This window comes from Bacillus sanguinis, assembly GCF_018332475.1.
GTDB lineage: Bacteria > Bacillota > Bacilli > Bacillales > Bacillaceae_G > Bacillus_A > Bacillus_A sanguinis.
Genome location: NZ_BOQB01000097.1, coordinates 12,747 through 26,971, shown reverse-complemented (window position 1 = coordinate 26,971; position 14,225 = coordinate 12,747). Strand labels below are relative to the sequence as shown.

Sequence of the window (14,225 nt, the reverse complement as noted above, 5' to 3'; positions counted from 1 at the left end):
TAAAGGGGCGTTATATAAACTTAGAAAAATATTAATAAAGAGGAGAGTGCACATGAAATTTTCGGAGAAATTTGAGTTGGAAATTCATCATCAGTCTAACTTTGATTTTGCTAATATACGTATTGATAGAGATAATAAACTTTTTATTGATCCTACACGTATAACTGCTGAGGATAGAGAGTGGTTTCAAAAGTGTGATTTAATTATTCAAGATTTTTTTAATACAATATTTGATTTATATTCCAAAGGGGAAACAGATGAGGCGAGAGAATATTTTCAATCTTCAGGTGAATCGAATGAACTGTTTTTAGGATATACTGAAGGTTTTCCGAGAGGTAATGGTAATTCAGAAGAATCATTGGCGAAAGTTTTTGAATATGTTCATAAGCAAGGATTACTAGACGATGTAATTGTTGGGAGATTAGAAGATTTTTTTGTTTTCGTTCCAGAGTTTGGGGAGGACCTATTATCGGATTTAGTAGCGAGCTTGATAAAGGGAGAATTAGTTTTATTTACTCAAGAACAATGTGAAATTCATGATATTCCCTTATCGGTTAATTTTGAATTCCATTATTGGAATCATGTTAATCATAGATGGGAATTGAAGACAGAACAACTTCCTGGTTACAATGGATATCCAATTGTGCTGGTACCGAAAGATATAATTGTTTCTAAATATTTATATAGCTCCAATAGATATTGGACACAAGTAGTGAGTATATGGAGGCAACGTAAGCATCTTGAAGAAAACAGTACTTTACATCAAAACCGTCCGAAGTATGAAAAATTTGCTTCCAAAAAAGATATTAAAAATTTAGAAGTAAATGAAACCTCGATTACAGAAAAACAATACTTAGTCAATATGACAAGGGAAAACCCTGCAATGATTGTTAGCTTTCGTAATAATATTACTCATACTCAAAGAGGTACTAATTCTAATAAGATGAGTGATGAAGAATTAGAAAAATTTATTCAAGATTCTTATCAATTGGTCGAACCTAGTGGAGAAATGAAGTAGGTATTGAAAATGTATAGTAAAAAGGAGAGGATTCCTCTCCTTTTTGTGTTTTAGAAGTAGATGTTATAGAGGATATTTCCACTCGAAGAATATTTAACTTTTATGTGTTAATATTGCTACTATTGGTATAAGTGATAAAGAAGGCTTGTTATTTTGGGATAGATTCATTGAATAAATGATATCGTTTTATTCATATGTTTTTTACTTGTAGATAGTTTGATAAAATAACAGTAATTGTAATTAATTGTAGCTACGGGGGATAAAGATGCTAGATAAAATAATGATCGAATTTATTAAAGTAAAACAGCGAATTACTCATATCATTGATAGTAAATGTAATTGGATTACGACGATAAAAAATAATGAAGTATATGTAGAAAGGGAATTTGGAATAGAAGAAGAATTGGATTTAGAATTTAGTGTGAATGATGGGGAGATCCAACAATTTTGGCGAGATTTAATAAATGTTCAATTAGTTAATGTTAACGATTTTGTACGACAAGAGGAACGGAATGCTTTTTTTATATCGCTATTTGCAGAATTACCTTTTGTAAAGGTAACAAAGATTAATGGAGAAAAGGCTATTACATTTAAAGAATTCCAAACAGATAACCTACCAAGTGAAAAATATGATAAAGTCATGCTCTTTTTAGAAGAGATAATGAATGGTACATATAATCCAAATATGTTAAGTGAACAAACGGATGGGAATTTATATAGTAGGAAGTCTCGCGCGCGCCAGGATTTAAGGTTGTTGGGATTTTTGAATGAATCTCATGAAATGAATAAGCTTCTATTAAGCGAATATGTTCAATCAAAGGATAAGAATGCTTACGTTGCACAGCTAGTTTTAAGACAAGAATATTTCTGTCATGCTTTATTTGTTCTTGGATTGTTAGAGAAGTATTCAAAGGATGAAAAGAAAAAGGCTCTAGTCGATTTAGGGATGACGATTGTCCGAAATTCATTAGGGGATAATTTGATGGTTGAATCAGTGGCGAAGAGGCGTACGGGTAACTTACTGGATTGGCTGGAACAAGTAGGGCTGATTAATAATGAATGGATTCCATCCGAACAATACATAAAAAAGCGTGAAGAAAAGGGCGGTAATATGAGTAGTAGTTTACGTGAAGGCTTTTTAAAGATAATGAAAGAATATTTGGATGCAAAAACAGAAAAATTTGCAGGACATAAATTAGGATTAACAGTCCGAAATGATATAGCAACAGAGATCATTCGTTTACCATTTATAAATGAGAAGCAGTACAGTGTGATAGGGTCAGTCGGAAAAGGGAATTGGGCAACAGTTCCGTGGATTGCGCTAATGCATAAAGATATTACAACATCGACACAGCGAGGATATTATATCGTCTATTTATTTAGTGAAGATATGCAACGATTGTATTTGACTATTGGACAAGGTGTAACAGAAACGTCTAAAGAAGAGATGCAAAAAACTAAAGAAGAGATCCGCGAGCAAATACATATGTCCCAAAAGGTGAAAAAAGATGATGAGATTTTCCTAGGGACAAGCCCAAAAGCAAAAGGATATGCGAATTCAACAGCGGCTTATATTGCGTATGATGTTAATAAAATGCCAAGTGAAAAAGAGTTAGTAGAGGACCTAGAAGAAATGCTTCGCTATTATGAGGGATTCATAGCTTATAAAGAGGAAGGAACGAAATATGAAATGATTTATGAAAGGAAAGAAGTGTATTTAGATCAACAATCAATTATCGATCATGTGTCTTCTTATATTCAAAGTAAAGGTTTCTTTTATGAGAAAAAGGATCTTGTTAATTTCTTCCTTTCGTTAAAGACGAAGCCATTTGTGATTTTATCAGGTATTTCAGGTACAGGGAAAACGAAAATTGTTCAGTGGTTTGCGGAGAGTTTAGGAGCAACGGAAGAGAATGGACAATTTACACTTATTCCGGTTCGACCTGATTGGAGTGATAGCTCTGATTTACTTGGGTATGTGAACCTTCAAGGGGAGTTTCAAGAAAGACCGTTAATTAAAGTTCTTGAAAACGCAGATGCAAATCCAAATAGGCCGTATTTTGTAGTGTTGGACGAGATGAACTTAGCTCGAGTGGAATACTACTTTAGTGACTTTTTAAGTGTAATTGAAAGTCGTAAGTGGAAAGATGGAAAAATTGTTACGTCACCAGTACTTCCAGAATCAATTACGAATAAGCATATTACAATTCCATCAAATGTATATATTATCGGAACTGTAAATATGGATGAAACGACACATCCTTTAAGTAAGAAAGTGTTAGATCGTGCGAATACTATTGAATTTAATACTGTTAACTTAGATTATTTTAATTTCTTAATGGATGTAGGAGAGAAGGAAGCTGAAATTGTTTCTGATAGCTCTTTAGCAACCAAGTATCTTCATTTAAAAGAATGCTTTAAAGAAAACGAAGACCTTGTGAGAAGTATATCGAGCGTTTTAATAGAAATAAATAAAACACTTGAATCAGTTGGAGCTCAAGTTGGGTATCGTATACGAGATGAAATTTGCTTCTATATGGCATATAACGAACAAGGGAAGTTATTATCGTTCGAGGAAGCACTTGATTATCAAATATATCAAAAGATCTTACCGCGTCTTGCAGGGAGCGATGGACGAACAGAAGAGGTATTAAAGCAGTTGTATGTATTATGTGCAAATGAAGAATACGATAGTGGTAATAATGATGCTTCCTATGCTAAGTATCCTCGTTCGGCTAACAAGTTGTCTCATATGTTAAGGAGGTTTGAGTATGATGGTTTCACCTCTTTCTGGATCTAATAATGAGATAGAGCTAGTTAAGATTGAAACAGAGGAGCTGTCATTGACAATTAAAGGAAATCCTTATCATGAAAAATATGAGAGTTTAAAAGAATATCACGCTATGAACGCAGATGAAATGATGTATTTTCATGTAGATGGGAAGACGGAATCCGTTTCTGTATTTGATGCAAGATTGCAGGGGCTGGATGAATGGAACGAACATCCACCAATCTTTTTTGAAAATAGAAGTTATCAGCTTGTTGTAGTTCCGAAAAATAACAAACAGCTCTCTTTTTATCATGAACATCCAGGATTTCGAAAACAAGTTAGTTCTATTCAAATGGGATCACTTCATGTGTTAATGGGGAATCTTTCGTTTCCAAATGAAGTAGGAAATACAAGGTTTGAAATTAAAGATGATAAAGATACTTTATTAACTGTTACATTTGAAGTTTTCCCGGCAAAATTGGATTATAAGGATGATTATAGAGCTTTATTGGATGAAGTAAATGATGAAATTTATAATTTAGCGTTTCATTTACTAAAGAGAACTTACTTAGGAGCATCTGCAATTTACGCTACAAATCCATCAAAGAGTGAGTTTTATCGTATTTTAAATGATTCCTTTGAGCGATTTATGAAGTCGATCTCTCACATTAAAAGACAACCACATCATATGCTTATGACTAGACATCAACTAGTACGAGGAGAAAAAATTCGCAAATTGGATTCTGTCGGAATGAACTATTTGAGAAAGCGACCACACTTGCTGCAAGGAGAAAACAGTATACCGACTAAAGGTATTACAGCTTATAAGGAAGTGTCTTATGATACGTTAGAAAATCGATTTGTTAAATGGATGATTCAAAGAGTTATATATAAAATCGATGATTTACTTAAGGCGCTAGAGAAAAAGTCTAGATATACACGTGGTGAAACTGATGAAGATTTGCTGGAACGTGTAAAAAATATGAAGTATCGAATGAAAAATGAATTGAACGATCCATTTTGGAGAGGAATCGGAAAATTAGATCGATCAGTTTTTTCACTCGTTATTCAAATGGCAGCAGGCTATAGAGATGCGTATCAAATCTTTTTAATGCTATCCCGAGGTTTAACATTAAGAGGACAAATTTTCAAAATGTCGGTAAAAGATGTCGCAAGGTTATACGAGTATTGGACGTATTTAAAGCTCGGACAAATTTTATCAAAAAATTATATACCGCTCCATCAAGATGTTATTCAAGTTAAACAAGACGGTTTATACGTGACGCTTGATGAAAGTAAAACCGCAAAAAGAACGTTCAAGCATCCAGTCACTGATGAAGTGATAGAACTGTACTTCCAGAAAAGAAATGGTAGACTGCCAACAGTTACACAAAAACCAGATACGATGCTCGCTATTGAGAAAAAGGGAAAGAACTATCAATATCAATACATTTTTGATGCAAAATACCGAATTGATTTTGCTGAAAGCTCTCATTATAAAAGGAAGTATGGCACCCCTGGTCCAATAGAAGAAGACATTAATACAATGCACCGTTACAGAGACGCATTAGTAGTAGAACAAGAAGGACCATTTGAACGAACTGCTTACGGAGCGTATGTATTATTCCCATGGAACCAAGAGGAAGCGTACGAGAACCATCCATTTTATAAAAGTATCGAAAAAGTAAATATCGGCGGTTTCCCATTCTTACCAAACGCAACAAGACTAGTCGAACAGTTTCTAGATCATCTCATTGAAAAAAGCCCAGAAGAAATTATAAGAGAAGGCATCCTTCCAAGAGGAACAAAAGAAGAATGGCACTCTTCACTAGAAGAAAAAGTGTTAGTAGGAAGCGTGAAAACTGAAGCCGACTATGAAGCATATAGAAAAGAAGGCTTATACCAGTTACCAGTCACACAGCTAAAACCAGGATGGCAAGAAGCAAAGTACATAGCATTATATGCACCGAAAAAATGGCACGGAGAAAAAGGCGGAATCCAATACGTAGCCAAAATTAAACACATTCAAATGCAACAAAACGATGAGTATGTACATTTCGAACTAGAGCCATGGAAAAAACTAGACAACCTCATCCGCCCAGTCGGATATGGTATTCAAACATACACAATAACAACTATGTCGTTATTAAAAGAAGTACAAGAACTCCCAGAACTATTTATGAAATCAAAAGAAGAACGAGCGCTTTGGAAAACACTGCGTCGTTTTACGAAACAGGTTAAAGTTGAACTGGATCATCGCAATTTAGATGAGGCATCTTCTGTTAAGAGTTATTATGTGCAGGATGTTCAGATTTGGGTTGATTATGAGAATGGGGTTGTTATGGTTGGGAGAGATGGACGAGTTAAGAAAGTTTCTTTGGAGTTGGTTGTTGGTAGGGGATCGGTGTTGTTTAGAGAAGTTTTAGAAGTGCTAAATGTTAAAGAATAGCACTTAGATACAAAGGTGATTAAGTCATGGATAAAGGCCAAGTTTATTTTTGCATGGAACAAAGGATTTTAGGTGAAGTGGAGAAACATTATTAGTTGGATAAAGTGTATTGTTAGCGATGGGAAGAAGAGCATATGAGGGATATGCTCTTCTTTTTATTTGTAAATAAGGTGGCTGTAAAATTTAAATGATGGCCTCCACCCTGTCAAGATAAGAAGCGTATATTTTACGTTTCGGTAATATCGAGCAGAAAGTTAGTTGTATCAAGGGTTTAGAAGGTAGTCTATATTTCTTCTTGTAAATCCATTAATGTAGAAAAATAAAAATTATTGACCGGAATTTTGACTAATCTTTACTCAGTTTCTTATAAGTTTAAAGAAGGGATTGTTCTAAAATTTGATGACTTATACACTATAAGTAACTGAGTTTTTCCTAGTATGAAATTAAAAAGATTTCTTCACTAGGCATTGAGTCTTCCTTTATACTAAGATAAACAGATATTTGAAATTTTGCAGGAAATACATAATTTATGAGGCTTACTGCAACAAGGGGGGGGACTTAGGATTGGATTGGAAGCAGCAAATGAGTATCGGGCTCGATTATTGGATTCAGCTTTGTTCAAATGAACAGAAATACGTTTCCATTAAAGAACAAATCATCGGTCTACGAGAGGATATAGAGAATGAACTCACGATAATGATTACAGGCGAGTTCAACGCAGGAAAGTCAACATTTATTAATGCTTTGCTTGGGGAAAAGGTTTTGTCTTCTGATGTTACTCCGGAAACGGCAATGGTAACAAAGTTGGTTTATGGAGAGAAGAGGAAGGTCATCGCTCATTATCTTAATGGCAATTCGGAAGTGTACGATGATGCTTGGTTTGAGCAACTAACGGCAGAACGTGATGGGAAGTTCAAGGTAATCCGTCACCAGCTTTCCCATGTTGAGTTGCAAATGCCTTTTGAGATTCTTAAGGCTTTTACAATCATTGATACTCCGGGACTGAATGCAAATAATGAATTTCATACGAAGGCAACGGAGCGATTTTTGGGAAGAACTGATTATGCCATTTTTTTATTCCATGCTATGAATGTAGGAACAGCAACAGAAATAAAATGGCTGAAAAGGTTTAATGAAAATTCAATTTATCCCTTTGGAATCATTAATCGAATTGATGAATTAGATGAGGAAGAGGATGACTTAGAGGACTTGATTGATTTTAATAAACCACGGCTAGGGCCTTCAGTCCAGAAGTTGATTGGCGTATCAGCAAAGGATGCTTTAATCGGGAAATTGGAGAAAAATACTCAGACAATTGAATGGAGTAATTGGGGAGATGTAGAACAGCTTCTGGAGAGCTTTAAAGAAGAGACCAATAAGAAACTGGAACGGACTTATACGAGACTGTTGCAGCCAATTCGCCAAATGGACCAGCTTTATTTAGAGAGAAAAATATCGTTACCATTAAAAAAACTTAATACTAGGAATGTAGAGTTTTTTGTGACAAGGGAGTTTCCAGAGCTGTTTTTAACTAAAGAAAGATTGGATAGTCAAAAGAAACTAACCAAATCTGTGCAGGATAAGTGGAATGTTTTTTTTGATACAAAGATATATACAATTGATAGCCTTGATGGATTTTTGCGAAGTTTCATGCAGTATTACAAAAAGTTGGGGGATCAAAGAGGAGCTGAATTAAAGAGTAATCCTCTGCAAATCTGGGAGAAAATGATACTCCCAAAATATCACTCCTTCCTTGAAAATCGTAAAGAGTATAATAATAAAGTTATTGATTTGAACCAGGATAGAGAAAATCTTGATCGAAATTGGAAGACTGTCCAATTTAGCTCCTCGATAAATAAAAAGAAAAAGCTTAGAAGGCATGGAAGGAAGCTGGAATTTTACCATCATGAACGGGGAAATTTGGGTGAAAAGCGCAAGGTGTTAACCGATATTTTTAGGGAGATGACGATAGGAATAAATGAAATCCAACAAAGTATCAACACTTTTGTCGAGAGTGACCTTCAATCCCATGTAGAAAATGAACGGAAAGAGCTTGATAGCTGGAATAGACAGATCAAAAAAGCGAAAAATTCTTTTGATGGATTTTCTAGGAGTGATCTTACTCATATAGAGTTATTTTCAAAAGGGTTAGACGATTTCCAAGAGAACGTTGCTGTACCGCTATTAAACGCAGGTCGGACACTTGAAAATCTTCTCGTTTATGAGGAAGTAAACTATCTCTTTAGTAATTTGGCACAATTGGGTCATGACTTGCCACCGAAAGAGTTTTATCACAAGTGGAAAATGATGGATGTATCGTCGGAAGTAAGGGAAAGAAACTATAATTTGAACATTTCAAAAATTATCTCTCCGGAGTTGTTGCATCATGAGCTTAAAGTTCTCCCTGATGAACTTAAGCACGATGTCCAGATAGAAATTGATATAGTCCGTGCCGAACTAAATCGATGGATGAAGAGTAGTGTAGCGGCTATGTTTCTGTTATTAGTAATAGTGGGGATTGCGGAATTAAACGATAGAAGTTCTTCGCAACACAGTGATAACAATATTTCAGATTACAAGGATAGTGATTATTCCGAGAATGTTGCCGATGCAGCTCCAAGTCTTGAAGAAGAAAAGCAGACATTAGAAAATCAGCACTCTGAGGAAGATGTGAAGAGTTTTCTAATGTCAGTATATCAGCAGCTTAAATATGACCAATCCAGTCATTTCCGTTTATTTAGCAATGATGGGTGGGAGAGATTTTTACCATACTATGATAACCTTGCCAAGGGAAAACTGGAAACCTTTAATATTACCAATGTTGAATATTTGTCAGGGGATGAAATTAAGGCAACGGTAAAAGAAACCGCTATACAATCAGGGTCTCTTAAAGAATTCGAAACAGATTACACGTTAACAATGGATTCCAATGCAGGTAATAATTTAATGATTAGTGCATTTTCATACACGCTTGTCAATGAAACGGAAACCGAGATTGCACTTGAAGATAGGGAACTTAAAGAATTTTTTAGCAAATTCCGAAGCGAGTATATGCAGGTTTTGAATTGGGGGAATTCCGTTTACATTGCTGATTTCTTTGATCAGGGTAGCCCTGCTTATAAAGAGCTGCAGACTTATATTAATTCGATTGCCGGAAAGGGCTACACCTTTAAAGAACTTGGTTTCCAGATTGATAAGGTGAATAAGGTTAATGTTAACGAATATAGTGTCTCTACTTCTGAAAAGTACATGTTTACAGATGAGAAGGGAGAGAAGACAAATTATGAAAAGACCAAAAATTATATAGTGAAGGTCTTACCTGAGAAGAGGATTGTCATAAAGGAAATAACTATTAACAATACAAAGAAAGAAGTAGTTAAGATGCCGACTGTTCAGCTCGTAACCACCCAGGATGTGAACGGATTTATTCATCGCTATTATTCTGCCTTTGAGGGTGCCTTCAATGGTAATGGTTTCAGCTATGTGCAGGACTATTATGATCCGAAGGGCTCAGGCTATAAGAGTACGGAAGAGTATATCAAAAACGCGAACAATAAGAATATGCGCATGAATAACATCGAAAAGAGTGTTGAATCTATCAGTACAGTTGACGAAAATCATTATATTGTTATTGTTAATTTTATTGATGAATATGCTTATCGGGATGGATCAGGAGACCGGAAACGGGTGCGTACTACTTATAAAGTTTCAGTATCGAATAACGGAAATATGTTAATTTCGGAAGATCCGAAAGTCGAAATTCTAGAAAAAACAAAGTACTAGGGAGTGAATAGCATGAGTCTTTCACTGGATTTTTATACCACTAAAAAGAAACAGTTGTTTAATCAATTATACAAGCTAGAGGTTATGCTTCAAGATATGGGGAACCGCACCGATTTGAAAAAAATTAACGAGGCTAGGAATCAGGTATTGAAGGAGCAATTCCAAGTAGTCGTTGTAGGCGAATTTTCACGTGGGAAGTCGACGTTTATCAACGCGCTTTTGGGCAAAAAGCTGCTTCCTTCTTCGGCAAAGCCGACAACTACTTTACTGAACATCATCACCTATAGTAAGGAGCCGTTCATCAAGCTTCATTTTCGAAAAAAGGGTGTTAAGGAAATTAACGAGGAAATGTTCAAGAAGCTTGTTGCACCGAAGGATCCAACTCCGGGTGATAAGGAATCTGAAGAGGCCTATGAGAAGCAGGTTGAACTATTTAAGAGTATCGAATACGCGGAAATAGGCCACCCACTTTCCTTTTGTAAGGATGGGGTAAGGATTATCGATACACCGGGGACGAATGACCTAGACCCGGCGCGCGAGCAACTTACTAACAGTATTATCCCTCAATCTGATGCAGCGATTCTTCTCCTCTCGGCAATCAAGATTTTATCCGAGTCCGAGATGAGCTTCTTGAAGGACCGAATTCTTGCGAGTGACATTCAGAAGGTTTTTATCGTTGTTAACCAGAAGGATCTTTTGGAATCACCTGAAGCGGCTGAAAAAGTGTTTAATCATGCTTATAAGCACCTGAAGGATATTTTACATGAACCGAAGATTTTTATGGTTACATCGAAGGGAGCTTTGAATGCGCGGCGAAAAGCCGCTGGAGAGGAACTTGTCACAAAGCGTGGAAAGCAGATTCCAGTTATGCCCCTTGAAGAGTCGGGATTTCTGGAGCTGGAGTCTGCATTAGGTGATTTTCTTCAGTTCGAAAGAGGGGTAGTTAAACTGCAGAGGCCGATACAAAGAATGGACAAGCTCATTTCTGATGTACTGGAGAAACAGATTGATTTTGAATATAGGACCTTGACCCAGCAAATGGATGGTATTCAGGAAAAGGTGGCATCATTCCGTCCGCGCTTAAATGAGGTGCATAGGACTGGCGAGGAATCTTTAAGGAAAATTGTTATAGAGCTGAACAAAGAGGAAACCAAGGTAACTAAATGGTACGATGAAGAGCTGGCTAAGATTACTGCCAAAGGAATGGAGGCCTTTGATAAGAACCGATATCGTGGAATAGATGAAATTAGCGGTGAAGTGGAAAAGGCAATTGCCTCGCTTGAGCGAAGTCTCCATGAAAATAAAAAGAAGAAAATGACGAACACAGCCAAGAGGGTCATCGAGGAGATGAGTAAGCAACTAAATAATGAATGGTTCAAGCTTGAGGGCGACCTGAAAAGCCTTGGTTCTTTCAGCGAGACTTTGAATGAAATAGCCCCGACAGGACTGGTACTTGAAAGCGAAGTAAAGCATTCTATTTTCGACGAGATTTTTGATGAACTAGATACTGCATGGGAAAGAAGCAACAGCTTTATCGGCAAGCTAGCCATCGGCGCAGGATTTGTCGCTACTGCTGTTGTTGGACTTGCCTCATTCATCTTCGGAGGGGCGTGGGCCTGGTTTACTGGAGAGGATGAAAAGACTAAATTCCGTCGTAAGCTCTCTGCTCAGATGGATACATCAGAAACACAGCGCCGCTTGCATTTTAAGGGTGAATGGGATGGCATGGTCAAATCGATTTATAAACAGTATCAGGAAATCGTTAATGAGAATGTTCAAAACGTTGAAAACCAGTTGAACCAGCTCTTGGAAAATACACTGCTTGAGGAAAAGGAAATCGAACTCAAAATGGAAATGTTGAACCGTAGATCACTGGCTTTTAAGCAGATTAAAAACGAACTCAGCAGCTTATATCAAGAACTTATAAATCCTGCAAAAGAAAAGGCTGGTGCTAAATGATGAACTATACAGCAGAAAAGGAATTGCTTAGGGGGAAGATAGGGAAGCTGAAGGGAAAACTTGTTGAATTGATGCCCGCGAGCTCACAGTTGAAAGTGCTTGAGGAAATTGAGGAGGACTTGATCCAGGATTATTATACGATCATGGTTGTCGGTGAATTCAAGCATGGGAAGTCGACATTTGTCAATGCTTTGCTGGGCAAGGACATCATGCCGAGGGATGTCACGCCTACAACAGCAACTATCAATGCAGTATTCCACTCCGAAAATCCAGAGATGCAAATTTTAAAGGTGGACGGTCAGGTTGAGAAGAGGGATCTTACTGTAGACGAGCTTAACCAGTATACAGCTTCAGCTGATTTTAATGCGGAAGAAATTAAATATTTAAAGCTATTTATGAATGCCCCATTATTGAAGAATCGGGTGGTACTAATTGACACTCCAGGGGTTAATGACCTTAATCAACAGCGTTCTGACATCACCTTCGAATTCCTTCCGCGTGCTGATGTTATTATTTTTATGACGTCGATGGATGCCGCAATGAAGAAGACTGAGAAGATATTCATTCAGGAATTTTTACTGAAAAATGGGCTGGACAAAATAGTCTTTGCTGCTAACTTCATGGACCGGATCGATGAGGAAGAACTAGATGACACTATTGATTACATCAATCGACGAATTCAAAACATCCTTGATGGGGAGAAGGCTACGCTGTTCCCTATATCAGCCCGCGAAGCACTTGAAGGAAAGTTACATGGAGATGAAAGCCTGCTTCGATATTCTGGGGTTCCAGAGATTGAGGCGGAAATTGTAAAGAGGATAGAGAGCGGTTCGCGCAGTATGGAAAAGCTCGAACGCTTCCACTGGAGGCTTAAGGCAAGTGCAGAAGCTGTTAGAAGTGAGATTGAAACTGCCAAGGGATTGTCTTCCGAGTCGCTTGAAAGCCTTGAAGCTCAGTTAGCAGCCGTTGCGAGTTGGTTTTCTAATCAAGATGTTTGGAGGGGACAGCTACAGAATTATTTGAATGATCGTCACAATGAGATCAAGTACATGGTACGGAAATCGGTCCAGCACTTTGGTAATAATGTCCGAGAAGATATTGAGAATCGGATTCATCTGTACCATGGTGCAGATGTCAAAAATCTTGTTGAATCTCAAATTCCGATTGCTGTAAAATCCCAATTTAACTCATGGGTTAATCAATATAGTGACTATGTCCATGAGCTGCTGCGCAAAATGCAGGTGGAAGTGATTAAAGGGCTGACCACTGCGTTCAAAGAGAGTGTCCATATCCAGGTAGTTAAAGGAGCTAACATTCAAATTGTCGATTCAATTCCGATATTGAGTGCACGGACAGGAAATGCGAATGTAAAGGCAGGGCTTGTTCTTGGTGGAGCGAGTACTCTTGCGATATTGCTCGGCGGACCGTTCTTTTTGCCGATAGTAGGGATGGCCGGACTTCCATTTTTATCACAAAAGCTCGCCGAAAAACAACTTGAAGATATCAAGCCAGAACTAATTACCGCAACTGGCCGCCAAATTAGCCAGCTGGTTGATAACTTTGAAGAACAGATTAACCACTACGTACAAAGAACAAAGGAGCAAATCGAAGAGGAATCATTGGAAGAATTCTCGCGCCTGCTTCGCTCTTATGAAGTGATTTTGAAAAATGAAATCAATAACAAGCAAAAGGAAGCCAACTTCATCAAGGCTTATCAAAGCAAACTTACTGATTTGGATGAATTAATCAAAACAGAACTTATGGAAGGGGAAAAAGCACTATGAGTGAACATAATCTGCAGCAAGTATCCGATTCATTTGACCATGACTTTGGCCAATCCAATGATCATTTAGTCGTTCCTGACCATCATAACATCCTAAACAATCATCATGGACCTGGCACCTATGACAATTCAAACGACTTCTTGGACTACCAAGATCCATTGAAACATGCTTATAAACATCAATTTCAGCCACTGACTCTGGACAACATTCATTTTGTTAACCCGCACCATGTTGATGGATATTTTAGGAATGATGGAACATATGTAAACGGCTACTTCCGTGACGGTGACGGTAATACCGCAATTGACCATACAGCCGAGCAAGGTGGTGGGTACATCAGAAGTAATCCGGATGGGAATCCCTTTAATAACTTGAAATAGTATAAAAAAGCAGGAGCAATGCTCCCGCTTTTTTTATGGTGGGAGTTAGTATGCGTTCTTCTAGAAGGGGCAAAGTTTAGGG

6 protein-coding genes and 1 pseudogene are annotated in these 14,225 nt (G+C 37.2%); all 7 read left to right on the top strand.

The window, feature by feature from the left end:
• Positions 1–52 precede the first annotated feature (52 nt).
• Positions 53–1,018 (top strand): DUF8370 family protein, encoded by a 966-nt coding sequence (locus KI369_RS12430; RefSeq protein ID WP_212956138.1) that lies wholly within the window; start codon positions 53–55, stop codon positions 1,016–1,018.
• A 265-nt stretch (positions 1,019–1,283) separates the two neighbouring features.
• Positions 1,284–3,818: an MrcB family domain-containing protein gene (locus KI369_RS12425; protein WP_212956137.1), complete on the top strand. Its 2,535-nt coding sequence runs from the start codon at positions 1,284–1,286 to the stop codon at positions 3,816–3,818.
• On the top strand, positions 3,793–6,237 hold the full coding sequence (locus tag KI369_RS12420) for a restriction endonuclease-like protein (protein ID WP_212956159.1): 2,445 nt from the start codon (positions 3,793–3,795) through the stop codon (positions 6,235–6,237). Before KI369_RS12425 ends, KI369_RS12420 begins: the two co-directional genes overlap by 26 nt.
• Before the next feature lie 564 nt (positions 6,238–6,801).
• Positions 6,802–10,020 (top strand): dynamin family protein, encoded by a 3,219-nt coding sequence (locus tag KI369_RS12415; protein ID WP_212956136.1) that lies wholly within the window; start codon positions 6,802–6,804, stop codon positions 10,018–10,020.
• Positions 10,021–10,032: 12 nt separating this feature from the next.
• A complete protein-coding gene (locus tag KI369_RS12410) occupies positions 10,033–11,979 on the top strand; it encodes a dynamin family protein (protein ID WP_212956135.1) in 1,947 nt (648 codons plus the stop codon).
• A pseudogene (locus tag KI369_RS29865) lies at positions 11,976–12,707 on the top strand (dynamin family protein); the annotation flags it as partial. The gene KI369_RS12410 and the pseudogene KI369_RS29865, both read left to right, overlap by 4 nt.
• Before the next feature lie 1,052 nt (positions 12,708–13,759).
• Positions 13,760–14,143, top strand: coding sequence for a hypothetical protein (locus tag KI369_RS12400; protein WP_212956161.1), 384 nt, complete (start codon positions 13,760–13,762; stop codon positions 14,141–14,143).
• Positions 14,144–14,225: the final 82 nt, after the last annotated feature.

What these genes read in the sequence shown, in the direction of transcription:
- KI369_RS12410 (WP_212956135.1), top strand. Translation starts at nt 10,033, where the DNA reads ATGAGTCTTTCACTGGATTTTTATACCACTAAAAAGAAACAGTTGTTT.
- KI369_RS12420 (WP_212956159.1), top strand. Translation starts at nt 3,793, where the DNA reads ATGGTTTCACCTCTTTCTGGATCTAATAATGAGATAGAGCTAGTTAAG.
- KI369_RS12400 (WP_212956161.1), top strand. Translation starts at nt 13,760, where the DNA reads ATGAGTGAACATAATCTGCAGCAAGTATCCGATTCATTTGACCATGAC.
- KI369_RS12430 (WP_212956138.1), top strand. Translation starts at nt 53, where the DNA reads ATGAAATTTTCGGAGAAATTTGAGTTGGAAATTCATCATCAGTCTAAC.
- KI369_RS12425 (WP_212956137.1), top strand. Translation starts at nt 1,284, where the DNA reads ATGCTAGATAAAATAATGATCGAATTTATTAAAGTAAAACAGCGAATT.